Origin of the sequence: Citrobacter portucalensis (assembly GCF_023374935.1) — a bacterium.
GTDB lineage: Bacteria > Pseudomonadota > Gammaproteobacteria > Enterobacterales > Enterobacteriaceae > Citrobacter > Citrobacter portucalensis.
On record NZ_CP092466.1, the window covers coordinates 2402376 to 2427150 of the forward strand.

Consider the following 24775-nt stretch of genomic DNA (forward strand, 5'->3'; position numbering starts at 1 on the left):
TGCGCATCACGCGCAGATATCCATCACCCATCAGCAATGAGCTGGAGGTACTTGCACATTGAAAATATATCAAAATTGATCTGAATTAATTTAACCTGGATTTTGAATGCAAGTTCTAACTTAATCTGGATCAATAAATGTTAAATTATCAAAGTCAATGTGATCCATGTTAGATCACTTATTACTCCAATGTGGGTATATTCGTTCCGCTTTTATAACCATAACGATGGAGCGGACATGAAAAAATTAACAGTTGCAGCATTGGCTTTAACAACTCTTCTCTCTGGTAACGCATTTGCGCATGAAGCTGGAGAATTCTTTATTCGTGCAGGTTCAGCCACCGTCAGGCCGACGGAAGGTGCAGGTGGTACGCTGGGCAGCTTAGGTGGCTTTGATGTCAGCAATAACACGCAGTTAGGTCTGACATTTACCTACATGGCAACCGACAATATCGGTGTTGAATTACTGGCAGCTACGCCGTTCCGCCATAAAATCGGCACTGCTGCAACGGGTGATATTGCCACCGTACATCATCTACCGCCGACGTTAATGGCGCAGTGGTACTTCGGTGACTCCAGCAGTAAACTGCGTCCGTACGTAGGTGTTGGGGTGAACTACACGACCTTCTTCGATGAAGGCTTTAACGATAACGGTAAAGAAACGGGGTTATCGGATCTGAGCCTGAAAGATTCCTGGGGTGCAGCAGGGCAAGTCGGTATGGACTATCTGATTAACCGCGACTGGCTGATTAACATGTCGGTCTGGTACATGGATATCGACACCACCGCAAGTTATAAAATGGGCGGTGTACAGCAGCGAGACAGCGTACGCCTTGACCCGTGGGTGTTTATGTTCTCTGCGGGTTATCGTTTTTAAGTTCTTCTGCAAAACCCCTGCAAAACCTTTCTGCAAAACTGGTCATCAAATGACCAGTTTTTTTCATTCTTTTCCGCGCGTGTCGTTGTCTTGATCGGCCATTATTTTGCGCCTCTGGCCTGACAAAATTTGTGTGTCGATACCTCGCTATAAGCAGTGCAGCAGCAACTTTAATAGTAGAAGTGTTTGTCTGGAATATTACTTTTGTTTCTCTTCTCTTATGCATTATTGCTGCGGACCATTTATTAAGAACAAAAAAGAACCAGAGGATAATTTATCAACAATGTTAACTATTGATAAAATTAAAGTAACATATCGTAAAATTCTAATATTTTCATTTTTAATAGACGAGGATTTATACGTCATGATATAATGTAATGCTAGGTTATTTACCTGTCGGCTATGTAAATGAATTTTTGAGGAGATCATTCCAGTGGGACGTAAGTGGGCAAATATTGTTGCTAAAAAAACAGCTAAAGACGGTGCAACGTCTAATGTATATGCAAAATTTGGTGTCGAAATTTATGCTGCTGCTAAACAAGGCGAACCAGACCCAGAATTAAATACATCTTTAAAATTCGTTATTGAACGTGCTAAACAAGCGCAGGTTCCAAAACACGTTATTGATAAAGCCATTGATAAAGCCAAAGGCGGCAGCGATGAAACGTTCGTGCAAGGGCGTTATGAAGGTTTTGGTCCCAGTGGCTCACTGATTATCGCTGAAACATTGACTTCAAATGTTAACCGTACGATTGCTAATGTCCGCTCAATTTTTAATAAAAAAGGCGGGAATATCGGAGCGGCTGGTTCTGTCAGCTATATGTTTGATAATACCGGAGTGATTGTATTTGAAGGGACAGATCCTGACCACATCTTTGAAATTTTGCTTAATGCTGAAGTAGATGTTCGTGATGTAACCGAAGAAGAAGGAAACATCGTTATTTATACAGAATCTACAGATCTTCACAAAGGCATTGCAGCTTTAAAAGCCGCAGGGATTACTGAATTCTCTACCACAGAATTAGAGATGATTGCTCAATCAGAAATTGAACTTTCACCAGAAGATTTAGAAGTCTTTGCAGGGCTTGTTGATGCCCTTGAAGATGACGATGATGTTCAAAAAGTATATCATAACGTTGCTAATCTCTAATGATAGATTAAAAGAATCTGTCATTATGGCAGATTTTTTTAACTCATAAAGTTGTTATGAATAAGAATATCTAGCCAGGTATGGCAATTCTAAAAAACAGATAAAAACCACTATCTTAAAAAATGTAATAATTAAAACCTATGGTCTTAACTTCTTAGGTACGCGATAAACGTTATACGTCCAATATGCCCCGCGATATCCTGCATCTACTCAGCGCCGCTATGAACAATTGAGATGTTAACTCCATCATTCCAGATAATCCTGGTGTAAGCACAACGTGAGTTTCTCACTCATCACTGTCCCGACATTATCAGTGAAGCTTTTCATTAGATAATGTGGTCCGCTTCTTGCTCAGAATAGTCCAATGATTGACAGGCTCAGGCAGTATGGAAACAATGAGTGTACTAGTATTACAAACTCGGATATTTTCCATCGTCATCAACTAAATTATCTGATCTTCGCCAGAGATTAGCACGGAGCTGTCTGTTACCGTTTTCAGACAATATCCTTACCTCGACCCATCGTTTAAACAATCCCATCCTACCTTTCTCCCTTTGATGTAGTGCTACTCTTTAAGCAAAACAACATTGAGGGTATTGCTGATGATGTTGACCCGCCATCTGCTACAGCAAAAAATCACACTTCTGGAACCGTTCTCCGAAGATCAAACGGCAGCGTTTGCCGTGAGTGCTGCACGTGAGTTATTGCTTTACATGGATAAAATTGAGGCGCTGGAGAAACTTATTGCGACTCCGGTTACACTACCTTATTGCAGCGCCAGTCCGGTTTGTGAGATTGAGGCGGGCTATGCCGCAGGCGTAAACGACTGCCGCGAGGCCATTCGACGGGCAGGGTATCCTATTGTAGGTGATGATTAGTTTGCGATTATGTTAACAAATATGTGCTTTTATTGTATAAAACTGTAACCTAAGCGCGCGGCTGTGGGCTACATCAACTTACCTGCTTCGGGGTGGCGAACATTCTCTATCAACGTACAACGCTGTTATGCAACAACATAAACGGGTAACCGATTTGGCAATACTGTTAACTATCAGGGTGGACTCGTGAAGATTGTGCAGGATAAGCTCAGAAACAGGCAGGCACTGCTGGTATCAGGGCTCATTACGTTGGTATTTACGTCGTTGTTTCTGTTTATTATTTATGAACAGCGAATGGCCGCTGCCAGCGAAGGTGTCAACCGCCTGCAAGCGCGCATGATGGACATTTTTAACGATAACGAGCTGATCGCCGATGCGATTGGCGAGCGCTATCACCATATCAAAACGGGGGAACAATGCGGCGATATTTCAAAATTTGCTCTCCGGGATGAGGATGAATGGGGAATTAACGCCGACCCAAAGCGGCTGCATTCGGCAACGGGGACAATGGTTGCCCAGCAAACCAGCCACGAAGCGCTGTGTATGTATACAGCGGCTGAATTTATTCGTGGTATGGTCAATGAGCTAAACCCCGGCAGCTTCGATGCACATCGTTATATCATCGCCAAAAATTCAGATTATTTTTACTGGTTTATGGCTTCCGATTCGCGCAATTTCAGTTTCTCTAATTCTGAAATGGCACGGGATATCACTCAATTTTTCTACCCGCCCGTCGATTTCTATACCCGATTACTGCAAAAAAACGTCAAAAACAAAGCCCTTAGTTCGACGAATTTTTATACCGATAAAATTACCGGTGAAAAAGCTTACAGCGTGGTGAGTTATATCTACGATCTGTCTGGCAAAGAGATATCAGACCAAATCGTAGCCTATCTGGTCTATGACCATTCAAAGCCCGAATTGCAGGAAGCGTTAGCCCAGGCATTTGACAACCAAATTCCACCGGAGCTGAATGTGGAGTTGGTGAATTTAACAAACCATGAGAGTCTCTGTTTATCCGGTAAATGTACCGGTCAATCCCGCTTTATGGTGCGTAATTTTTCGGAGAAATATGCGCTGCACTATTCGCTTTCATTAGGCCGTTTTATGGCGCGCGACGCACATGCCGGGATTGTTATCCTGCTGGCGCCGTTCTTTTTCATCATCATTAGCTTCTCGTTAAAGTCATGGCTAAACGAAAGCGACCTAAAAGTTTATATCGATACTCTGACCGGCTGTTTTAACCGCCGAATTCTCGACATCATCAAGCGTCGGGATTTATCACACTGCTCGGTGGTGCTACTTGACTGTAATAAGTTCAAGGCCGTCAATGACACCTGGGGCCACGCGGCAGGCGATCGTGCGCTGCAAATTATCGCCAACAGAATGCTGTCAAACACCCGCACCAGTCACGATATTGTGATTCGTACCGGCGGGGATGAATTTATGATTCTGCTGTTTCGATCGCAGGCAACTGACGCTATAGCAATCGCGCAACGTATTAGTGGGCAGGTGACCAGCCATGTGTTTGTGGTGGATGGCCATACCGTGCCATTGTCAGTATCGTGGGGAATTGCAGAGGTGAACGATGAACTGGATGTGGCCATTCAGAATGCGGATAGCGCTATGTATAGAATGAAGCACACGAAAGAAGGGTGAAACCGCCAGCTGTCTCTGGCGGTTGATTTAACTTACTGCTGGGTGGCGGCTTTCATCGCGCTGACAAACGCTTTCAGCTCAGCCAGCATCTGTTCCGGTGCCGCAACATTTTTCTCAATGATTTTCACAATTGCCGAGCCGGAAATTGCACCGGCGGCACCGGCTTCAATAGCACCAGCGACCTGTTCAGGCGCAGAAATACCAAAGCCCTGTAAAGAAGGTGGCGCACCATATTCTTTCAGCTTTTCGACCAGATGATGCAGCGGTAATGCCGCACGATTTTCGGCACCGGTCACACCTGCACGTGAAAGCAGATAAGTGTAGCCACGACCATAAGAGGCAATCTGGCGTAGCAGTTCTTCATCAGCGTTCGGCGGGCAGATGAAAATCGGCGCGATGTTGTGGCGCAGCGCTGCAGTTCTGAACGGAGCTGACTCCTCAACCGGCACATCGGCTACCAACACAGAATCCACACCGACTTTCTCACAATGGGCGTAAAATTCATCAATGCCCTTACTAAAGACCAGGTTGGCATACATCAGCAACCCAATGGGAATCGTCGGATGCTTCTGGCGAATCAGCGCCAGCATTTCAAAGCATTGCGACGGTGTAACGCCGGCGGCAAACGCTCGCAGGGTGGCTTCCTGTATGGTCGGACCGTCTGCCAGCGGATCGGAGAACGGAATGCCGAGCTCAAGCGCGTCGGCACCGGCTTCAATCAGCGTATCAATGATTTTCAGTGACTGCTCAACAGACGGATCGCCCAGGGTTACGAAGGGGACAAAAGCGCCTTCTTTGCGGTCCTTCAGCTGTGCAAACAGGTTTTCGTAACGTTCCATCAGATTTCCCCTCGCGCTTTCAGAATATCGTGTACGGTGAAAATGTCTTTGTCTCCGCGACCGGAGAGATTAACCACCAGTAACTGCTCTTTTTCCGGATTCTCACGCATCATTTTCAACGCGTGCGCCAGGGCATGGGAGGACTCCAGTGCCGGAATAATTCCCTCGTGCAGACACAGCGTTTTGAAGGCTTCCAGTGCTTCATCATCGGTGATTGAAACATAATCAGCGCGACCAATGCTGTTCAGGTACGCATGCTGTGGCCCAACTGACGGGAAGTCCAGTCCTGCAGAAATAGAGTAAGACTCTTCAATCTGTCCTTCTTCGGTCTGCATCATCGGGGACTTCATGCCGAAGTAAATCCCGACACGACCATGCTTCAACGGCGCGCCGTGTTCTCCAGACTCAATCCCATGACCGCCTGGCTCTACGCCAATCAGACCGACGCTGGTTTCATTAATAAAGTCGGCGAACATACCGATGGCGTTAGAACCGCCACCCACGCAGGCGATAACGGCGTCCGGCAGACGACCTTCTTTTTCCAGAATCTGCGCCTTGGTTTCTTCACCGATCATGCGCTGGAACTCACGCACAATGGTCGGGAAGGGGTGCGGACCAGCCGCCGTACCGAGCATGTAGTGCGCGGTATCGTAGCTGCCAGACCAGTCGCGAAGCGCTTCGTTACAGGCATCTTTCAGCGTTGCGGAACCGCTGTGAACGGGGATAACTTCAGCGCCCATCAAACGCATACGGAAAACGTTAGGCGACTGACGTTCAACATCTTTCGCGCCCATATAAATACGGCATTTCAACCCCAGCAGTGCGCTGGCGAGAGCAGATGCAACACCGTGCTGACCCGCGCCTGTTTCGGCGATGATTTCCGTTTTACCCATGCGCTTCGCCAGCAACGCCTGACCCAGCACCTGGTTGGTTTTGTGCGCGCCGCCGTGCAGTAAGTCTTCACGCTTGAGATACAGCGTTGTGTTGGTGCCTTGAGTAATGTTCTGGCACTTGGTCAGTGCGGTTGGGCGACCCGCATAGTTTTTCAGCAGATCTGTAAACTGCGCCTGAAATTCAGGATCCTTTTGTGCGCTGACAAAAGCTTCTTCCAGCTGGCGCAGGGCAGGCATCAGAATCTGTGGCACATACATACCGCCAAATTCACCAAAGTACGGATTGAGTAATGTTGTCATGTCCTTTTCCTTAATATGCGCGCAGCGTCTGAAAGACCGAAGCCAGAAGACGTGCATCTTTGATGCCCGGCTGTGACTCTACGCCAGAATTGAAATCGAGACCGGCACAGCCGGTTTTTGCCGCGTCAACGCAGTTATCTGCGCCGAGTCCGCCAGCCAGTAAAACGTTATCCAGCGATTGTCCGCCTAAAAGTGACCAGTCGAAGCGTTGACCGCTGCCGCCCTGGCCGTTGTCGAAGACGTATTTATCGACATGCTGATAATCACGGGCTGGCAACGTCTCGCTGACGCTGAGTGCCTTCCAGATTTGCACCTGTGCGGGCAGTAAGTCGCGCAGGGCGTCAACATAGGACTGGTCTTCGTTACCGTGCAGTTGCACGGCAGTTAGTCCCAGCTCCGCCGCTGTTGCGCTCACGTCGGCAATATCTGAGTTGCGAAACACCCCGACGTATTGCAGCGGCGCGCCGGTCATGGCCTCTCGCGCCTGTGCAACGTTGACCGCGCGCGGTGATGTGGGGACAAAAATCAAGCCGCCGTAAATGGCGCCCGCTTCGTATGCCGCATTTGCATCCTGAGCCCGGGTTAAACCGCAGACTTTATTCTCGCCGAGCAGTACGCGACGCACGGCGGTGTGCAGATCGTCATGCGACATCAGCGCAGAGCCAATCAGAAAACCGTTGGCGAAGTGGCTGAGCTCGCGCACCTGACCGTAAGTATTGATGCCGGACTCGCTGATGACGGTCACACCGTGACCCAGTCGCGGTGCCAGTTGACGAGTGCGATTCAGATCAATCGACAGGTCGCGTAAATCACGGTTGTTGATACCAACGACTTTGGCGCCCAGTGCGATAGCACGCTCCAGCTCTTCTTCGTTACTGACTTCGGTCAGTACGCCCATTTTCAGGCTGTGGGCGACGGCGGCGAGTTGACGATATTGCTCATCATCGAGCACCGACAGCATCAGCAAACAGGCGTCCGCCTGGTAGAAACGCGCCAGGTAAATCTGGTAAGGATCGATAATAAAGTCCTTGCACAGAATCGGCTGCGGTGCGATGCGGCTGACGATAGGCAGGAAATCAAAGCTCCCCTGGAAATACTTCTCATCGGTCAGTACGGAGATCGCGGAAGCATAATGTTTATAGATGCTCGCAATCTGTGCCGGATCGAAGTCATCACGGATCACGCCTTTTGATGGAGATGCTTTTTTGCATTCCAGAATAAAGGCGGTGCGTGCACCTTGCAGCGCATCGTAGAAATCACGTGAGCCAGGCTGAACATCATTTTGAAAGCTGGCCAGCGGTTGTTGCTGTTTGCGGGCTTCTACCCAAATCGCCTTGTCTGCGACAATTTTCGCTAAAACGGTTTGCATCATTTACCCTCTTGCTGCCAGTGCAGTGACGCGGTCATAGGCCGCACCGCTACGCAGTACATTAATCACGGTTTGCGCATTGGCTTTTAAATCTTCTTCACCGTGCAGGCGCATTAACATGGCGACATTCGCGGCAACAGCAGCTTCATGAGCGGCTTCACCTTTACCTTGTAACAAGCGACTAAGAATGTCACGGTTTTCTTCCGGCGTGCCGCCAGCCAGCTGTTCCTGGTGGTAAGGCGTCAAACCAAAGTCTTCTGCCGTCAGTTGATAACTCTTGATTTCCCCATCGTGCAGCTCTGCCACAATGGTCGGCGCATGCAGCGAAACTTCGTCCATGCCACCACTGTGCACCACGGCTGCTCGTTGATATCCCAGCACACGCAGCGTTTCAGCAATCGGTAGCACCAGTTCCGGGCTGTAAACGCCGATCAGCGCCAGCGGCGGATGTGCCGGGTTAATCAACGGGCCGAGCACGTTAAACAGCGTGCGGGTTTTCAACTGCTGGCGTACCGGCATGGCATGGCGAAAACCGGTGTGATATTTCGGCGCAAACAGGAAGCACACCCCGAGGTCATCTAGAGCCTGACGGGATTTATCAGCGTTCATATCCAGATTGATGCCAAATGCCGCTAACAGATCCGAAGAGCCAGACTTGCTGGAGACGCTGCGGTTGCCGTGTTTGGCAACTTTCAGTCCGCAAGCCGCTGCAACAAAGGCGCTGGCGGTAGAAATATTGATGCTGTTGCTGCCGTCGCCGCCGGTACCGACAATATCGGCAAACAGATAATCAGGGCGCGGGAACGGGGCGGCGTTTTCCAGCAGCGCGGTTGCCGCACCGGCAATTTCATTCGGGTGTTCGCCACGAATTTTCATGCTCACCAGCGCCGCAGCCAGTTGTTCCGGCTTCAGTTCACCGCGAACGACTGCGGAAAACAGCTGGTGGCTTTCCTGCTGGGACAGCGTCTGGGCCTGATACAGTTTCTCCAGAATGGGTTGCAGCGTATTAGTTTGTTCAAGCTTCTGTTGCGCCCAGGCCAGCGTTTGTTCCAGCAAACGCGCGCCTTGGGTGGTCAGAATTGATTCCGGATGGAACTGGAAGCCGCAGACACGATCGGTATCGTGACGCACCGCCATCACCATGCCGTTAAAGTGGGCGTTAATGGTCAATCCAGCAGGTACGTTGCTGCCAACCAGCGAATGATAGCGTGCCACCGGCAGCGGATTCGCCAGACCAGCAAACATCGCCTGACCGTCGTGTTCAATGCTGGACGCTTTGCCGTGCAGGATCTCTCCTGCCTGGCCCACATATCCACCATAGGCTTCAACAATGGCCTGGTGTCCCAGACAAATACCGATGATTGGCAGCTTGCCGCGCAAACGGGTTAACAGCTCCGGCATGCAACCTGCCTCGCTTGGCGCACCTGGTCCTGGAGAAAGCATCAGCACCGGATTTTTCATGGTTGCTAAGCGATCAATCAACGTCTGGGCCGGAATATGGTTGCGGTAAATCACCACGTTGTGACCATTAGTACGCAGCTGATCCGCCAGGTTGTAGGTAAAAGAATCGATGTTATCAAGCAGCAGAATGTCAGCCATTAGAAGGTCTCCTGTGCGTGGTGCGCGGTAGCGATAGCACGCAGAACCGCGCGCGCTTTATTACGGGTTTCATCGGCTTCAGACTGCGGTACCGAATCCAGAACAATCCCGGCACCGGCTTGTACGGTGGCAATACCGTCTTCCACGAGGGCGGAGCGAATGACAATACAGGTATCCAGATCGCCATGCGCCGTGAAGTAACCTACCGCACCGCCGTAGCTGCCACGGCGACGACCCTCTGCCTCGGCGATAAGCTGCATGGCGCGAACTTTTGGCGCTCCGCTTAACGTGCCCATATTCATACAGGCGCGGTAAGCATGCAGAACATCCAGATCGCTACGCAATTCGCCGACCACGCGCGAAACCAGGTGCATAACGAAGGAGTAACGATCGACTTTTGTGAGGTCAGCAACATAGCGGCTGCCAGGCGTACAGATGCGCGCCAGGTCGTTACGCGCAAGGTCAACCAGCATCAGGTGCTCAGAAAGCTCTTTATGGTCGGTACGCATCTCCAGCTCGATACGGCTGTCGAGATCGCGATCAAGCGAACCGTCCGCACGACGACCGCGCGGGCGAGTACCAGCAATCGGGTAGATCTCTATCTGGCGGCTGGTGGCATCATATTTCAGCGAGCTTTCCGGGGAGGCGCCAAACAGCGTGAAATCGTTGTCCTGCATGAAAAACATGTATGGGCTGGGGTTACTTTTCTTCAGCACATAGTAGGCCGCCAGCGGAGATGGGCAGGGCAGCGAGAAACGGCGGGATGGCACCACCTGGAAAATTTCGCCCGCGCGAATCGCTTTTTGCATGCCACGAACTACGGCGCCAAACTCTTCATCGCTCTGATTGCACTCGCAGCGCATCTGCGGGACTTCAGTGACCGGCAACGGTGGCGCAGGCTCGGTAAGCTGCTGGCTCAACTGCGCCAGCCGAGCGTTAAGACGCTGTTTTTCCGCATCATTGGGGGTAAAAATACTGGACTGAATACGGGTGCTTTTTTTCTGGTGGTCGATAACCATCAGCGTTTCTGCCAGATAGAAGCAGTAGTCAGGGCAACGGTTGCCCGCTTCAAGCTGAGGTAAATCTTCAAAACCGGCAACCAGGTCGTAGGAAAAAAGACCGCCAAAGAACATCGCTTCACGTTCTTGCACAGGAACATTCACCAGCTCCTGCAATAAACGGAATGCATCAAATACGGACAGGGAGCATAAGCGGGCGTCTTCATCGAGCAGTGGGCTGACGACAGGGAATCGCAGATGACGACCATTCGGCTGTTGTTCGTTCTCAACGCCAGCGGGCAGGGCAGCATCCAGCAGGGGCAGCAGCGATGCGCCGTTTGCGGACAATGCCTGAATAGTGACAGTGTCACCGAGAGCGGTAATGCGTAATGCGCTGTCAACCAGCAGCAGGCTCTTCAGATCGTCTTTGCTGTCGATGTCTGCAGATTCCAGCAGCAGTGTTGCTGGACGTGCGCCACACACCTGATGAAACAACGCCGTCGGATTCTCACGGTAGGCGGCATCGCAGGCAAGCAGTTCGAGTGTCGGTTTTTGAGTTTGCATCGTTATTCTCATTAATTTTGTTCAAAAAAAAGCCCGCTCATTTGGCGGGCCGGGTATCTGGTTGCATATTGCAGACGTAAGACACTGCCCGAAATCAGGAAGTGCGCCACCAACCGTGCAGAACAAATGTTGCTTTCATCTCAGATACCTTCTTCATGTGAACTTGCGTACTAGTTAACTAGTTCGATGGAATAAAGTCAACACCTGATTTCAGTATATTTGTCGAAACCGCTATGATGGGCGTGATACGACATTTATTGAAACGGGAGCCGCCTTGAGCGACACGAATTACGCAGTGATTTATGACCTGCACAGTCATACTACAGCCTCCGATGGGCGGTTAACGCCAGAAGCCTTAGTACACCGTGCGGTAGAGATGCGAGTCGGTACACTGGCGATCACCGATCATGACACCACGGCCGGCATTGCGGCGGCAAGAGAAGAAATTTCACGTTCAGGTTTAGCCTTAAATTTGATCCCTGGCGTAGAGATATCAACGGTCTGGGAAAACCATGAGATCCATATAGTGGGTCTGAACATTGATATCGCCCATCCCATGATGTGTGAGTTTCTGGCGCAACAAACGGAACGTCGTCAGCAGCGTGCGCGCCTGATTGCCGAACGACTCGACAAAGCGCATATCCCCGGCGCGTGGGAAGGGGCGTTACGCCTGGCTGATGGCGGGGCGGTTACGCGGGGCCATTTTGCGCGTTTCCTGATGGAATGCGGAAAAGCCACAACCATGGCGGATGTCTTTAAAAAATATCTTGCCCGTGGGAAAACCGGTTACGTTCCGCCACAGTGGTGTACAATAGAACAAGCTATTGATGTCATTCATCATTCTGGCGGTAAGGCTGTTCTGGCTCATCCTGGGCGGTACGATCTTAGCGCTAAGTGGCTGAAAAGACTGGTTTCGCATTTTGCTGAACATCGCGGCGACGCGATGGAAGTAGCACAGTGCCAGCAGTCGCCCAATGAACGCACCCATCTGGCGACGCTTGCGCGTTCGCATCAACTGTGGGCATCGCAAGGGTCTGATTTTCATCTACCCTGCCCATGGATTGAGTTGGGTCGTAAACTTTGGTTGCCCGCAGGCGTAGAAGGCGTCTGGCAACTTTGGGAGCAGCCCGAGATCACAGAGAGGAAAGTATGAGTCAGTTTTTTTATATTCATCCCGAAAACCCGCAGCAGCGACTGATCAATCAGGCCGTTGAAATCGTGCGTAAAGGTGGGGTGATCGTCTATCCAACCGATTCCGGCTATGCGTTGGGCTGCAAAATTGAAGATAAAGGCGCCATGGAGCGCATTTGCCGCATCCGTCATCTGCCGGACGGGCACAACTTTACGCTGATGTGTCGTGACCTGTCCGAACTGTCGACCTATTCGTTTGTCGACAACGTGGCATTCCGTTTAATTAAAAACAACACGCCGGGTAACTACACCTTCATCCTGAAAGGGACGAAAGAAGTTCCGCGCCGTTTGTTGCAGGAAAAACGTAAGACCATCGGCCTGCGTGTGCCATCGAATCCGATTGCGCTGGCGCTGCTGGAAGCACTGGGCGAGCCGATGCTCTCTACATCGCTGATGCTGCCGGGCAGTGAATTTACTGAGTCAGACCCGGAAGAGATTAAAGACCGTCTGGAAAAACTGGTGGATTTGATTATTCACGGTGGCTATCTCGGTCAGCAGCCGACCACAGTCATCGATTTAACCGACGATTCCCCGGTGGTGTTGCGTGAAGGCGTCGGCGACGTTAAACCTTTCTTATAAGGGCGCGAACCGCTATACTACGCGGCCTTAAAATGGCGCTGACTGGCGCCGTTGATTCTCCTGTTCGACGCCTGTGAAGGCGACATCTAAAGGAAGCTCTATGAGCGAAAAGTTACAAAAAGTGCTGGCACGCGCTGGCCACGGTTCTCGCCGTGAAATCGAATCTATTATTGCCGCGGGTCGCGTGAGCGTTGATGGCAAAATTGCCACGCTCGGCGATCGCGTTGAAGTCACTCCGGGTCTGAAAATCCGTATCGACGGTCATCTGATTTCGGTTAAAGAGTCTGCAGAGCAAATCTGCCGCGTTCTGGCCTATTACAAACCAGAGGGTGAACTGTGTACCCGCAACGACCCGGAAGGTCGTCCGACCGTGTTCGATCGTTTGCCAAAACTGCGTGATGCGCGCTGGATTGCCGTAGGGCGTCTGGACGTGAATACCTGCGGTTTACTGCTGTTTACCACCGATGGTGAACTGGCTAACCGTCTGATGCACCCAAGCCGTGAAGTTGAACGTGAATATGCGGTACGTGTGTTTGGTCAGGTTGATGATGCAAAACTGCGCGATCTGAGTCGTGGTGTACAGCTGGAAGATGGTCCGGCGGCATTTAAAACGATCAAGTTCAGCGGTGGTGAAGGGATCAACCAGTGGTATAACGTCACGCTGACCGAAGGGCGTAACCGTGAAGTCCGTCGCCTGTGGGAAGCTGTAGGTGTACAGGTAAGCCGTCTTATTCGTGTTCGTTACGGTGATATCCCGCTGCCGAAAGGCCTGCCGCGTGGTGGCTGGACCGAGCTTGACCTCGCGCAGACCAACTATCTGCGTGAACTGGTGGAACTGAAGCCGGAAACGACCTCTAAAGTTGCCGTCGAGAAAGATCGTCGTCGCATGAAGGCAAATCAGATCCGTCGTGCGGTGAAGCGCCACTCACAGGTCGGTAGCAGCCGTCGTCCGGGTGGTCGTAGCAACAACGGTTAATTATGAGTAGGCCTGATAAGCAAAGCGCCATCAGGCGTTAGCGTGGAGCCGGATGCGGCGCAAGCGCCTTATCCGGCCTACTGTCAGTAATCAATCCCTATCTGGGCCTTCACGCCCGCTTCAAACGCATGCTTGACCGGGCGCAGCTCGCTGACTGTATCCGCTAACTCCAGAATATCGCGATGACATCCACGGCCGGTGATAATCACCGTTTGATGAGCAGGGCGCGCGTTTAGGGCAGTGATGACCTCTTCAAGCGGCAGATAGTCGTATGCCACCATATAGGTCAGCTCGTCCAGCACCACCATATCCAGTTCATCGTCGGCTAACATCCGCTTGCCGTGTTCCCACACGGCCATACAGGCCGCGGTGTCGGACTCACGGTTTTGCGTTTCCCAGGTAAATCCTGTTGCCATAACTTGAAACTCTACGCCGTGGGGTTCAAGCAAGTTACGTTCTCCGTTTGGCCACGTACCTTTAATAAATTGCACGACGCCGACTTTTTTACCGTGGCCCACCGCGCGCGTGGCGGTACCGAATGCGGCGGTGGTTTTACCCTTACCATTTCCGGTGAATACGATGATGATCCCGCGCTCGTCCGTAGCGGCGGCAACGCGTGCGTCAACCCGATCTTTTACGCGCTGTTGACGTTGCTGATAGCGTTCTTCACTCATTGGGCAATTCCTGGTTTACGGCCCGGCTGGGCGTCAAAAGTCATACCGGTTTTACGGCGGCTGTCATCGCCCATCAGCCACAGGTAGAGCGGCATAATATCGGCGGGAGTTTTCAATTTTTGTGGATCTTCCGTGGGGAATGCACTGGCTCGCATACCTGTTCGTGTTCCACCAGGATTGATACAGTTTACGCGCAGATGACGGTTTTGATACTCATCAGCCAGAACCTGCATCATCCCTTCGGTTGCAAATTTTGAGGTGGCATATGCACCCCAATTGGCGCGTCCCTGGCGGCCAACGCTGGAAGAGGTAAAGACCAGCGATCCGGCATCGGATTTGAGTAACAACGGCAGCAATGCCTGAGTCAGCATAAAAGTGGCATTCACATTTACCTGCATCACATCCTGCCAGACCAGCGGGTTTTGTTCACTCATTGGGCAAATATCGCCGAGTAATCCGGCGTTATGCAGTACGCCATCCAGACGCGGGAAATGTGCGGCAATGCGTTGCGCAAGCTGGTGACATTCTTCAGAGGTACAGGTCAGTAAATCCAGTGTAAACCACTGTGGTTGTGTTCCGTTTTCATCGGCGATAGTGCGGGCAACCTGACGCAGTTTTTCTTCGTTACGCCCAAGCAGGATAACGGTCGCGCCATAGCGTGCATAGGTCTGCGCGGCTTCGCGTCCGATACCATCGCTGGCACCGGTGACAAGAATAATGCGGCCCTGTAAAAGGTCTTGTTTAGGTTGGTAATGCACGGCTACTCCTCGGCGACGCCCTGGCCATCTCGTTCGCAATAACTTTTGGGCTTTATGCCTTAAACCCTGTTCTTTTTCAATCAGCCAAAGGCAATAACACCGCAAAATGAACGCTTTGTCATGCTTTTTACTGATTCAGCACTGGATGTATGAAGCAAGACGAGGTGACACACCTGTTGTACACTGAGCGGAAGTCGCGTTGTTTAACCAAGGTGGGTCTTGTGGAATTGTTGTCTGAATATGGGCTGTTTTTGGCAAAAATTGTCACTGTCGTGGTGGCTATTGCAGTGGTGGTGATGCTGATCGTAAACGCGACACAACGCAAACGTCAGCGTGGGGAATTGCGGGTTATTAACCTCAGCGATCAATATAAAGAGATGAAGGAAGATCTGTCGCTGGCCTTATTGGATGGGCATCAGCAAAAATTCTGGCATAAGGCGCAGAAAAAGAAACAGAAGCTGGAGGCGAAGGCCGCCAAGGCAAAAGCGAAACTGGGTGACAGTACGTCATCAGATAAACCTCGTGTATGGGTGCTTGATTTTAAAGGCAGTATGGATGCCCATGAGGTCAGCGCATTACGTGAAGAGGTGACGGCGGTGCTGGCGGTTGTTAAACCTCAGGATCAGGTGGTGGTTCGTCTGGAAAGCCCGGGCGGTGTGGTACATGGTTATGGCCTGGCTGCGTCCCAGTTACAACGCCTGCGCGATAAGCAGATCCCACTGACCGTCACGGTAGATAAAGTCGCTGCGAGCGGCGGATATATGATGGCCTGCGTGGCAGATAAAATTGTTTCGGCGCCGTTTGCTATCGTCGGCTCAATTGGCGTGGTGGCGCAGATCCCGAACTTTAACCGCTTCCTGAAAGGGAAAGATATTGATATCGAACTGCACACCGCCGGACAGTACAAGCGTACGCTGACGTTGCTTGGCGAGAACACGGAAGAAGGGCGGCAGAAATTCCGTGAAGATCTGAACGAAACACATCATTTGTTTAAAGATTTTGTCCATCGTATGCGCCCGACTCTGGACATTGAGCAGGTTGCCACGGGTGAACACTGGTTTGGTCAACAGGCGCTGGCAAATGGGCTGGTGGATGAGATCAATACCAGCGATGAGGTGATCCTCGGGCTGATGGAAGGTCGTGAAGTGTTGAACGTTCGCTATCTGCAGCGTAAAAAGCTGATGGATCGTTTTACCGGTAGTGCGGCGGAGAGCGCCGATCGTTTGCTGATGCGCTGGTGGCAGCGGGGGCAGAAGCCACTGATGTAAAATTGTCATTGCCGGATAGCGATGCTCACATATCCTATCCGGCCTACAAATAGGCATCAATGTAGGCTGGATAAGGCGTTGCCGCCATCCGGCAAATTATTTCTCGAGTTAATCGATCAAGTGATACTTTTCAGAAAGTACGTGCGCCAGGTGTTTAAACATATTAAACACAGCCGTACTTTTGGGCGTTGGTAGCCCTTGCTCGTCTAAAAAGTAATCTCCGCTGAAAACCAGCACGCCGTTTCGCTGCGTAACGCCGGTGGCGACAATCCCCGCCAGCGTGTCCTCATGCTCACGAATGATTTTGTTGGCTTCAATCAGCAGTGTTTCGCGATCGATGGGTTGAGTGTCTTTATGCATGATTTACTCCTTAAACAAGGACATTAGTCTACGCTGAGCCCGCCTTATGGGCAAATATTCCCTGACATAAATGAAGGTTTTACGACAGTGTTACAACTGGCGAGATTTGTTTTTGCATGCTAATAAAGTTGCGTAACGCATTTTATCAGGTACAGTGTGACGCTTTCGTCAATCTGGCAACAGATTTGCTTGACATTCGACCAATACTTCGTCGTGCTAGAGCGTTTGTGAGAAAAAAAGCCTGTTAACTCAGTCACATGAGAGTTACATTACAAGCGCGAAACAGTTTAAGGGGTTGATATCCGCCGACGCAGAGACCATATCGATGTCTCGTCGCCAGTGGAAGGTGAATCAACGTGCGACGCATTCTGGAAGAATCAAATTAGGTAAAGGTGAATATGGGTAAAGCTCTTGTCATCGTTGAGTCCCCGGCAAAAGCCAAAACGATCAACAAGTATCTGGGTAATGACTACGTGGTGAAATCCAGCGTCGGTCATATCCGTGATTTGCCGACCAGTGGCTCAGCAACTAAAAAGAGCGCCGACTCAACCTCCACCAAAACGGCTAAAAAGCCCAAAAAGGATGAACGTGGCGCTCTCGTCAACCGTATGGGTGTTGACCCGTGGCACAACTGGGATGCGCGCTATGAAGTGCTGCCTGGTAAAGAGAAAGTTGTTTCTGAACTGAAGCAACTGGCTGAAAAAGCCGACCACATCTATCTCGCAACCGACCTTGACCGCGAAGGGGAAGCCATTGCATGGCACCTGCGGGAAGTCATCGGTGGCGACGACACCCGCTACAGCCGCGTGGTGTTTAACGAAATTACCAAAAATGCTATTCGCCAGGCGTTTGAAAAACCGGGCGAGTTGAACATCGATCGTGTTAATGCGCAACAGGCGCGCCGCTTTATGGACCGTGTTGTGGGCTATATGGTGTCGCCACTGCTGTGGAAAAAAATTGCGCGTGGTCTGTCTGCCGGTCGCGTACAGTCTGTGGCTGTGCGTCTGGTGGTTGAGCGTGAACGCGAAATCAAAGCATTTGTTCCAGAAGAGTTCTGGGAAATTGATGCTAACACGACCACGCCGGGCGGCGACGCGTTGCCGCTTGAGGTGACGCATCAAAATGACAAACCGTTCCGTCCTGTAAATCGGGAACAAACGCTTGCCGCCGTTAGCCTGTTGGAAAAAGCGCGCTATAGCGTCCTGGAACGTGAAGATAAACCGACAAGCAGCAAGCCGAGCGCACCGTTCATTACCTCCACGCTACAGCAGGCTGCGAGCACGCGTCTGGGCTTTGGTGTGAAGAAAACCATGATGATGGCGCAGCGCTTGTATGAAGCGGGTTACATCACTTACATGCGTACTGACTCAACCAACCTGAGCCAGGATGCTGTCACCATGGTTCGCGATTACATCAGTGATAATTTTGGCAAAAAATATTTGCCGGAGAGCGCGAACCAGTACGCCAGCAAAGAGAACTCGCAGGAAGCACACGAAGCTATCCGTCCTTCCGATGTCGCCGTACTGGCGGAGTCGCTGAAAGATATGGAAGCCGATGCGCAAAAACTGTATCAGCTGATCTGGCGCCAGTTTGTAGCTTGTCAGATGACGCCAGCGAAATATGACTCTACCACCCTGACCGTGGGTGCGGGTGATTTCCGTCTGAAAGCGCGTGGTCGTATTCTGCGCTTCGATGGTTGGACCAAAGTGATGCCAGCACTGCGTAAGGGCGATGAAGATCGCATCTTACCGGCGGTGGACAAAGGCGATACCTTGACGCTTATCGAGCTGACACCTGCGCAGCACTTCACCAAGCCGCCTGCACGCTTCAGTGAAGCTTCGCTGGTTAAAGAGCTTGAAAAGCGTGGCATTGGTCGTCCATCCACCTATGCGTCGATCATCTCTACGATTCAGGATCGCGGTTATGTTCGCGTTGAAAACCGTCGCTTCTACGCTGAAAAAATGGGTGAAATCGTCACCGATCGTCTGGAAGAAAACTTCCGCGAGCTGATGAACTACGATTTTACCGCGCAGATGGAAGACAGCCTCGACCAGGTGGCGAATCACGAAGCCGAATGGAAGGGCGTACTCGACAACTTCTTCACTGATTTTACTCAGCAGTTAGATAAAGCCGAGAAAGATCCTGAAGAAGGCGGTATGCGTCCGAACCAGATGGTGCTGACCAGCATTGATTGCCCGACCTGCGGACGCAAGATGGGTATTCGTACCGCCAGTACCGGCGTTTTCCTTGGTTGCTCCGGCTACGCACTTTCCCCGAAAGAGCGTTGCAAAACCACCATTAACCTGGTGCCGGAAAACGAAGTATTGAACGTGCTGGAAGGCGATGACGCGGAAACGAACGCATTGCGCGCCAAACGCCGCTGCCAGAAGTGCGGTACGGCAATGGACAGTTATCTCATCGATCCTAAGCGTAAATTGCATGTGTGTGGTAATAACCCAACCTGCGACGGCTACGAGATCGAAGAGGGTGAATTCCGTATCAAGGGTTATGACGGTCCTATCGTAGAGTGCGAAAAATGTGGTTCTGAAATGCACCTGAAAATGGGACGTTTCGGCAAATACATGGCGTGTACCAACGACGAGTGTAAAAATACCCGTAAGATCCTGCGTAACGGTGAAGTTGCTCCGCCGAAAGAAGATCCGGTTCCGCTACCGGAACTGCCGTGTGAAAAATCTGACGCGTATTTCGTGTTACGTGATGGTGCTGCAGGTATCTTCCTGGCGGCCAATACGTTCCCGAAATCACGTGAGACTCGTGCGCCGTTGGTGGAAGAGTTGTACCGCTTCCGCGATCGCCTGCCGGAAAAACTGCGTTATCTGGCAGATGCGCCGCAAACTGACCCGGATGGTAACAAGTCTATGGTTCGTTTCAGCCGTAAAACCAAGCAGCAATACGTTACCGCTGAGAAAGACGGTAAGGCGACTGGCTGGTCCGCGTTCTTCGTTGACGGTAAATGGGTAGAAGGGAAGAAATAACAGCGTTTCGGCTGAATTTCTCCTCAAAGGGTCGCGTAAGCGGCCCTTTTTGTTTCTGGCATATTATTTTTTGTCATACCTATACAGCGTACATATAAATGATATAGTGGTTATAGTTAACAGACTTTTTATTATTAAATCGTATTAGCAGCGCCCACGAGCCTGCACTGAAACGATGACTTGATGGCGCGAATCGGGATGGCATAACATGAAATTACAGCAGCTTCGCTACATTGTTGAGGTGGTGAACCACAACCTTAATGTCTCCTCAACGGCGGAAGGGCTTTATACCTCTCAGCCCGGTATCAGTAAGCAAGTTCGTATGCTGGAAGATGAACTTGGCATCCAGATTTTCGCCCGTAGCGGTAAGCATCTGACCCAGGTTACGCCTGCGGGGCAGGAAGTTATCCGTATTGCGCGCGAAGTACTGTCTAAGGTAGATGCTATTAAGTCCGTTGCTGGCGAACATACCTGGCCGGATAAAGGCTCGCTGTATATCGCCACCACGCACACCCAGGCACGTTACGCTTTGCCGAACGTGATTAAAGGTTTTATTGAGCGATATCCTCGTGTTTCATTGCATATGCATCAGGGATCGCCGACGCAAATTGCCGAAGCCGTCTCGAAAGGGAATGCGGATTTTGCCATCGCGACGGAAGCCCTGCATCTGTATGACGATCTGGTGATGTTACCTTGCTACCACTGGAACCGTTCGATTGTCGTCACGCCGGATCATCCGCTGGCGGGAAAATCCTCGGTTTCTATTGAGGAACTGGCACAGTATCCACTGGTAACCTACACCTTTGGATTTACCGGGCGTTCGGAGCTGGACACCGCGTTTAACCGTGCGGGTCTGGAGCCGCGTATTGTTTTTACCGCGACCGATGCCGATGTTATTAAAACCTATGTCCGTCTGGGGCTCGGCGTGGGTGTAATTGCCAGTATGGCGGTTGATCCTGTTTCCGATCCTGACCTGGTACGTGTGGATGCGCACGATATCTTCAGCCATAGCACCACCAAAATTGGTTTTCGTCGCAGCACCTTCTTACGCAGTTACATGTATGATTTCATTCAACGTTTCGCGCCGCATCTGACGCGTGATGTGGTGGACACGGCGGTGGCTCTACGTTCCAACGATGATATTGAAGCCATGTTTAAAGATATTAAATTGCCTGAGAAATAATAACGGTTGTTACCTTGTCGGTATCCGTAAGCCGTAAGCATAAAGTGATACCGACGGGAGAGTCTTAATTTATTCATTATTTCTCCTCCTATATATTAACCATATATTATTTATGGAAAAAGTTCTCTAAAGTAGTTTCAAATTAGTCAGCTTGCCAAAAATCACTCTCAAATATTCATAATTGATCAAACAATTGATTTATTTATCAGATCGAGTCCGAAAATTAACTGGCTTTTTTTCGCCTTTTTTATTAGGATTCCTCCTATCTGATGATTAATTGTACCAATTGTTTGGTGCCTAAATGATAAGTGATTTCGATAGTATGAGGTTAGCGATGCCTTCAGGAAACCAGCCTGCACGCCGGGATCCCGCGATGAAACGTAAAGCCTGGTTCGCCGTGTTTCTTGGCTCTGCGATATTCTGGATTATTGTCGCACTCGTGGCCTGGAACGTGTGGGGGTAAGTATGTCCGCACCGGAGCAGCACTCTACCGTGACGCCAGCGTCTCATGACCATGAGCAAGAGAGCAAAACCGTAGCCGAGAAAGATCCAAAGATACCCGAATCCTGGAATCTTTCTCCTGAACAACGGGCGTTTATTGATCTGTTAACCGATGATGATAAACAGAAACAATAATTCGTACGTATTTTATAATAATAACGATTACCTCGTGGCCTTAAATATCGAATCGTTTATCCCATGTATTCACCATCAGCCACCTAATCAACGTATTATCGATTGCGCTATTGCCTGCTGAATATTCATCCTATTCATCTACACGGCTAGACCTTACTCCCTACCATTGACCTCACTTCGCGCTTTTGTATCGCGCGCTACTTTTATCAATTTGAGTTGTTATCAAAGCGTTACATTTTGTTTGTGTTATCTTTAATACTAACCCTGAGGAAATCAGGGGATCCAACCCTGTCATTTAAGGAGGAGCTATGTCGTCGACCCTACGAGAAGCCAGTAAGGACACATTGCAGGTTAAAGATAAAACCTACCGCTACTACAGTTTACCTCTGGCCGCTAAATCACTGGGTGATATCACCCGACTACCCAAATCGCTGAAAGTGTTACTGGAAAACCTGCTTCGTTGGCAGGATGGTAATTCCGTAACCGAAGATGATATTCATGCGCTCGCGCATTGGCTGAAGACTGCCCATGCCGATCGTGAAATTGCCTATCGACCCGCTCGTGTTCTGATGCAGGATTTTACCGGCGTGCCGGCGGTGGTCGATCTGGCCGCCATGCGCGAAGCGGTGAAACGTTTGGGCGGAGATACAGCAAAGGTGAATCCGCTTTCGCCAGTGGACCTTGTCATTGACCACTCGGTAACGGTGGACCGTTTTGGTGATGATGATGCTTTCGAAGAAAACGTACGCCTGGAAATGGAACGTAACCATGAGCGTTATGTGTTCCTGAAATGGGGACAGCAGGCATTTAGTCGCTTCAGCGTTGTACCACCAGGAACGGGGATTTGCCACCAGGTTAACCTTGAATACTTGGGCAAAGCCGTCTGGAGCGAGTTACAGGACGGTGAGTGGGTGGCTTACCCTGACACGTTGGTCGGAACCGATTCCCATACGACAATGATTAATGGTCTCGGTGTGCTGGGATGGGGCGTTGGAGGCATTGAAGCTGAAGCAGCAATGCTGGGTCAACCGGTTTCTATGCTTATCCCGGATGTTGTGGGCTTCAAACTGGTGGGCAAACTGCGGGAAGGTATCACCGCTACCGACCTGGTTTTAACCGTCACCCAGATGCTGCGTAAGCACGGCGTGGTCGGTAAATTCGTTGAATTCTACGGCGATGGGCTGGACACCTTACCGCTGGCCGATCGGGCAACCATTGCGAACATGTCACCGGAATACGGCGCAACCTGCGGTTTCTTCCCGATCGATAGCATCACTCTTGAATATATGCGTCTGAGTGGGCGCAGTGAGGAGCAGGTTGAGCTGGTCAGCGCCTATGCCAAAGCGCAGGGAATGTGGCGTAATCCTGGGGATGAACCCATATTTACCAGTTCACTGGAGCTGGATATGGGCAGTGTAGAAGCTAGTCTTGCCGGACCGAAGCGTCCGCAGGATCGGGTAGCACTGGCTGATGTCCCGAAAGCGTTTTCGGCGAGTAATGAACTCGAAGTGAATAGTTCGCTGAAAGATCGCCAGCCAGTGGACTATACAATGAACGGTCACCAGTACCAGCTGCCGGATGGTGCTGTGGTTATTGCGGCGATAACTTCCTGTACCAACACCTCTAACCCAAGCGTATTGATGGCGGCGGGGCTGCTGGCGAAAAAAGCAGTGACGCTTGGTCTGAAACGTCAGCCATGGGTGAAAGCCTCGCTGGCGCCAGGATCGAAGGTGGTGTCTGATTATCTGGCGCAGGCAGGATTCACGCCGTACCTTGATGAGCTGGGATTTAACCTTGTAGGTTATGGGTGTACCACCTGTATTGGTAACTCGGGCCCGTTACCCGATCCTATCGAGACAGCAATCAAAAAAGGCGACCTCACCGTTGGTGCTGTGCTTTCCGGCAACCGAAACTTTGAGGGGCGTATCCATCCGCTCGTGAAGACCAACTGGTTGGCGTCTCCGCCGCTGGTGGTGGCCTATGCGCTGGCGGGGAATATGAATATCAATCTGACGAAAGATCCGTTAGGGCATGACAGAAAGGGCGATCCCGTATATCTGAAAGATATCTGGCCGACGGCTCAGGAAATTGCACGTGCCGTGGAGCAGGTTTCTACCGCCATGTTCCATAAAGAATACGCTGAAGTCTTTGAAGGCACGCCGGAATGGAAAGCAATCCAGGTCGATCGTGCTGATACCTATGGCTGGCAGTCTGACTCAACCTATATCCGCTTGTCGCCGTTCTTCGATGGTATGCAGGCGACGCCGGATCCGGTCCAGGACATTCATGGTGCGCGTATCCTTGCAATGCTTGGAGATTCCGTCACCACCGACCATATTTCTCCTGCAGGTAGTATTAAGCCGGACAGCCCGGCGGGGCGTTATCTGCAAAGCCACGGCGTAGAGCGTAAAGATTTTAACTCCTACGGTTCGCGGCGCGGGAATCATGAAGTAATGATGCGCGGTACCTTTGCCAATATTCGTATTCGCAATGAGATGGTGCCCGGCGTGGAAGGTGGGATGACGCGTCATTTGCCGGGAACTGAGGTAGTGGCTATCTATGATGCGGCTATGCAATATCAACAGGAGAATATTCCCTTGGCGGTTATTGCCGGGAAAGAGTATGGCTCTGGCTCCAGTCGCGACTGGGCGGCAAAAGGCCCGCGCTTGCTGGGGGTTCGCGTGGTTATCGCTGAATCCTTTGAGCGAATTCACCGTTCTAACCTGATTGGTATGGGGATTTTGCCGCTGGAATTCCCACAGGGCGTCACGCGTAAAACGCTGGGACTAACCGGTGAGGAAGCGATCGATATTACGGATCTGCAAAACATCAAACCGGGTGCAATAGTGCCGGTGAGTATGGTTCGCTCGGATGGACGTAAAGAAGTTGTTTTATGCCGCTGCCGTATCGATACCGCGACGGAGCTAACGTACTACCAAAATGATGGCATTCTGCACTACGTGATTCGTAATATGTTGAGCTAGAATGTAAAAAGCCTGCGAGAGCAGGCTTTATTATCGGCGGTAACA

22 protein-coding genes and 1 other annotated feature are annotated in these 24775 nt (G+C 50.8%); of the genes, 13 read left to right on the top strand and 9 right to left on the bottom strand.

Features of this window, described 5'->3' with window-relative positions:
- Nucleotides 1-237 precede the first annotated feature (237 nt).
- From ompW to LY264_RS11735, 4 genes are all read left to right on the top strand, one after another.
- Entirely contained in the window at nucleotides 238-876 is a 639-nt protein-coding gene (gene ompW, locus LY264_RS11720; RefSeq protein WP_003833354.1) for an outer membrane protein OmpW, read from the top strand.
- 433 nt (nucleotides 877-1309) lie between these two features.
- Complete coding sequence (locus LY264_RS11725) at nucleotides 1310-2026, top strand: YebC/PmpR family DNA-binding transcriptional regulator (RefSeq protein WP_003020658.1); 717 nt, start codon at nucleotides 1310-1312, stop codon at nucleotides 2024-2026.
- Between the two features lie 602 nt (nucleotides 2027-2628).
- Complete coding sequence (locus LY264_RS11730) at nucleotides 2629-2904, top strand: hypothetical protein (protein WP_048224021.1); 276 nt, start codon at nucleotides 2629-2631, stop codon at nucleotides 2902-2904.
- 186 nt (nucleotides 2905-3090) lie between these two features.
- The gene (locus LY264_RS11735) at nucleotides 3091-4563 is read left to right on the top strand and encodes a GGDEF domain-containing protein (RefSeq protein WP_048224020.1); all 1473 of its coding nucleotides are present in this window, start codon (nucleotides 3091-3093) and stop codon (nucleotides 4561-4563) included.
- Between the two features lie 32 nt (nucleotides 4564-4595).
- Here the strand turns inward: LY264_RS11735 and trpA are convergent, their stop codons facing one another.
- The 6 genes from trpA to trpL all read right to left on the bottom strand — a co-directional run bounded on the left by trpA (nucleotide 4596) and on the right by trpL (nucleotide 11264).
- A complete protein-coding gene (trpA, locus tag LY264_RS11740; RefSeq protein WP_048224017.1) occupies nucleotides 4596-5402 on the bottom strand; it encodes a tryptophan synthase subunit alpha in 807 nt (268 codons plus the stop codon).
- The gene (trpB, locus tag LY264_RS11745; protein ID WP_003020645.1) at nucleotides 5402-6595 is read right to left on the bottom strand and encodes a tryptophan synthase subunit beta; all 1194 of its coding nucleotides are present in this window, start codon (nucleotides 6593-6595) and stop codon (nucleotides 5402-5404) included. Before trpB ends, trpA begins: the two co-directional genes overlap by 1 nt.
- 10 nt (nucleotides 6596-6605) lie before the next feature.
- Nucleotides 6606-7964, bottom strand: a complete 1359-nt coding sequence (trpCF, locus tag LY264_RS11750; protein WP_048225768.1) for a bifunctional indole-3-glycerol-phosphate synthase TrpC/phosphoribosylanthranilate isomerase TrpF — start codon at nucleotides 7962-7964, stop codon at nucleotides 6606-6608.
- A 3-nt stretch (nucleotides 7965-7967) separates the two neighbouring features.
- Nucleotides 7968-9563, bottom strand: coding sequence for a bifunctional anthranilate synthase glutamate amidotransferase component TrpG/anthranilate phosphoribosyltransferase TrpD (gene trpD / locus LY264_RS11755; RefSeq protein WP_003020639.1), 1596 nt, complete (start codon nucleotides 9561-9563; stop codon nucleotides 7968-7970).
- On the bottom strand, nucleotides 9563-11125 hold the full coding sequence (gene trpE / locus LY264_RS11760) for an anthranilate synthase component I (protein ID WP_048224015.1): 1563 nt from the start codon (nucleotides 11123-11125) through the stop codon (nucleotides 9563-9565). The genes trpD and trpE overlap by 1 nt, the downstream gene beginning before the upstream one ends.
- A 23-nt stretch (nucleotides 11126-11148) precedes the next feature.
- Nucleotides 11149-11243, bottom strand: a sequence feature (Trp leader region).
- Entirely contained in the window at nucleotides 11220-11264 is a 45-nt protein-coding gene (gene trpL, locus LY264_RS11765; RefSeq protein WP_012905981.1) for a trp operon leader peptide, read from the bottom strand. (Overlaps the previous feature by 24 nt.)
- A 135-nt stretch (nucleotides 11265-11399) precedes the next feature.
- On the opposite strand from trpL, the gene rnm reads away from it, so the two are divergent.
- From rnm to rluB, 3 genes are all read left to right on the top strand, one after another.
- A complete protein-coding gene (gene rnm, locus LY264_RS11770; RefSeq protein WP_048224013.1) occupies nucleotides 11400-12278 on the top strand; it encodes an RNase RNM in 879 nt (292 codons plus the stop codon).
- Entirely contained in the window at nucleotides 12275-12895 is a 621-nt protein-coding gene (locus LY264_RS11775; protein ID WP_003833336.1) for an L-threonylcarbamoyladenylate synthase, read from the top strand. Before rnm ends, LY264_RS11775 begins: the two co-directional genes overlap by 4 nt.
- Nucleotides 12896-12995: 100 nt before the next feature.
- Entirely contained in the window at nucleotides 12996-13871 is an 876-nt protein-coding gene (rluB, locus tag LY264_RS11780) for a 23S rRNA pseudouridine(2605) synthase RluB (RefSeq protein ID WP_003020625.1), read from the top strand.
- 83 nt (nucleotides 13872-13954) lie between these two features.
- Here rluB and cobO read toward each other — a convergent pair whose 3' ends face one another.
- Together cobO and LY264_RS11790 are read right to left on the bottom strand one after the other, a co-directional pair.
- Nucleotides 13955-14545 (bottom strand): cob(I)yrinic acid a,c-diamide adenosyltransferase, encoded by a 591-nt coding sequence (cobO, locus tag LY264_RS11785; protein ID WP_003833333.1) that lies wholly within the window; start codon nucleotides 14543-14545, stop codon nucleotides 13955-13957.
- Nucleotides 14542-15303 (bottom strand): YciK family oxidoreductase, encoded by a 762-nt coding sequence (locus LY264_RS11790; RefSeq protein ID WP_048216262.1) that lies wholly within the window; start codon nucleotides 15301-15303, stop codon nucleotides 14542-14544. The genes cobO and LY264_RS11790 overlap by 4 nt, the downstream gene beginning before the upstream one ends.
- Nucleotides 15304-15524: 221 nt before the next feature.
- Between LY264_RS11790 and sohB the strand changes: the two genes are divergently transcribed.
- Entirely contained in the window at nucleotides 15525-16571 is a 1047-nt protein-coding gene (gene sohB, locus LY264_RS11795) for a protease SohB (protein WP_032934465.1), read from the top strand.
- Between the two features lie 108 nt (nucleotides 16572-16679).
- On the opposite strand, the gene LY264_RS11800 is transcribed toward sohB, so the two are convergent.
- The gene (locus LY264_RS11800) at nucleotides 16680-16931 is read right to left on the bottom strand and encodes a YciN family protein (RefSeq protein ID WP_003020616.1); all 252 of its coding nucleotides are present in this window, start codon (nucleotides 16929-16931) and stop codon (nucleotides 16680-16682) included.
- 398 nt (nucleotides 16932-17329) lie between these two features.
- On the opposite strand from LY264_RS11800, the gene topA reads away from it, so the two are divergent.
- The 5 genes from topA (at nucleotide 17330) to acnA (ending at nucleotide 24730) form a co-directional block, all read left to right on the top strand.
- Nucleotides 17330-19927, top strand: coding sequence for a type I DNA topoisomerase (gene topA, locus LY264_RS11805; protein WP_048224009.1), 2598 nt, complete (start codon nucleotides 17330-17332; stop codon nucleotides 19925-19927).
- Nucleotides 19928-20135: 208 nt separating this feature from the next.
- Nucleotides 20136-21110, top strand: a complete 975-nt coding sequence (cysB, locus tag LY264_RS11810; RefSeq protein ID WP_003020610.1) for an HTH-type transcriptional regulator CysB — start codon at nucleotides 20136-20138, stop codon at nucleotides 21108-21110.
- 322 nt (nucleotides 21111-21432) lie between these two features.
- On the top strand, nucleotides 21433-21573 hold the full coding sequence (locus tag LY264_RS11815) for a YmiA family putative membrane protein (protein WP_213732144.1): 141 nt from the start codon (nucleotides 21433-21435) through the stop codon (nucleotides 21571-21573).
- Between the two features lie 2 nt (nucleotides 21574-21575).
- The gene (locus LY264_RS11820) at nucleotides 21576-21746 is read left to right on the top strand and encodes a hypothetical protein (RefSeq protein WP_165612489.1); all 171 of its coding nucleotides are present in this window, start codon (nucleotides 21576-21578) and stop codon (nucleotides 21744-21746) included.
- Nucleotides 21747-22054: 308 nt separating this feature from the next.
- Nucleotides 22055-24730 (top strand): aconitate hydratase AcnA, encoded by a 2676-nt coding sequence (gene acnA / locus LY264_RS11825; protein ID WP_048224006.1) that lies wholly within the window; start codon nucleotides 22055-22057, stop codon nucleotides 24728-24730.
- The last annotated feature ends 45 nt before the right edge of the window (nucleotides 24731-24775 follow it).

What these genes read in the sequence shown, in the direction of transcription:
- ompW (WP_003833354.1), top strand. Translation starts at nt 238, where the DNA reads ATGAAAAAATTAACAGTTGCAGCATTGGCTTTAACAACTCTTCTCTCT.
- LY264_RS11730 (WP_048224021.1), top strand. Translation starts at nt 2,629, where the DNA reads ATGATGTTGACCCGCCATCTGCTACAGCAAAAAATCACACTTCTGGAA.
- trpA (WP_048224017.1), bottom strand. Translation starts at nt 5,402, where the DNA reads ATGGAACGTTACGAAAACCTGTTTGCACAGCTGAAGGACCGCAAAGAA.
- trpB (WP_003020645.1), bottom strand. Translation starts at nt 6,595, where the DNA reads ATGACAACATTACTCAATCCGTACTTTGGTGAATTTGGCGGTATGTAT.
- trpCF (WP_048225768.1), bottom strand. Translation starts at nt 7,964, where the DNA reads ATGCAAACCGTTTTAGCGAAAATTGTCGCAGACAAGGCGATTTGGGTA.
- trpD (WP_003020639.1), bottom strand. Translation starts at nt 9,563, where the DNA reads ATGGCTGACATTCTGCTGCTTGATAACATCGATTCTTTTACCTACAAC.
- trpE (WP_048224015.1), bottom strand. Translation starts at nt 11,125, where the DNA reads ATGCAAACTCAAAAACCGACACTCGAACTGCTTGCCTGCGATGCCGCC.
- LY264_RS11775 (WP_003833336.1), top strand. Translation starts at nt 12,275, where the DNA reads ATGAGTCAGTTTTTTTATATTCATCCCGAAAACCCGCAGCAGCGACTG.
- rluB (WP_003020625.1), top strand. Translation starts at nt 12,996, where the DNA reads ATGAGCGAAAAGTTACAAAAAGTGCTGGCACGCGCTGGCCACGGTTCT.
- cobO (WP_003833333.1), bottom strand. Translation starts at nt 14,545, where the DNA reads ATGAGTGAAGAACGCTATCAGCAACGTCAACAGCGCGTAAAAGATCGG.
- LY264_RS11800 (WP_003020616.1), bottom strand. Translation starts at nt 16,931, where the DNA reads ATGCATAAAGACACTCAACCCATCGATCGCGAAACACTGCTGATTGAA.
- topA (WP_048224009.1), top strand. Translation starts at nt 17,330, where the DNA reads ATGGGTAAAGCTCTTGTCATCGTTGAGTCCCCGGCAAAAGCCAAAACG.
- cysB (WP_003020610.1), top strand. Translation starts at nt 20,136, where the DNA reads ATGAAATTACAGCAGCTTCGCTACATTGTTGAGGTGGTGAACCACAAC.
- LY264_RS11815 (WP_213732144.1), top strand. Translation starts at nt 21,433, where the DNA reads ATGAGGTTAGCGATGCCTTCAGGAAACCAGCCTGCACGCCGGGATCCC.
- LY264_RS11820 (WP_165612489.1), top strand. Translation starts at nt 21,576, where the DNA reads ATGTCCGCACCGGAGCAGCACTCTACCGTGACGCCAGCGTCTCATGAC.
- acnA (WP_048224006.1), top strand. Translation starts at nt 22,055, where the DNA reads ATGTCGTCGACCCTACGAGAAGCCAGTAAGGACACATTGCAGGTTAAA.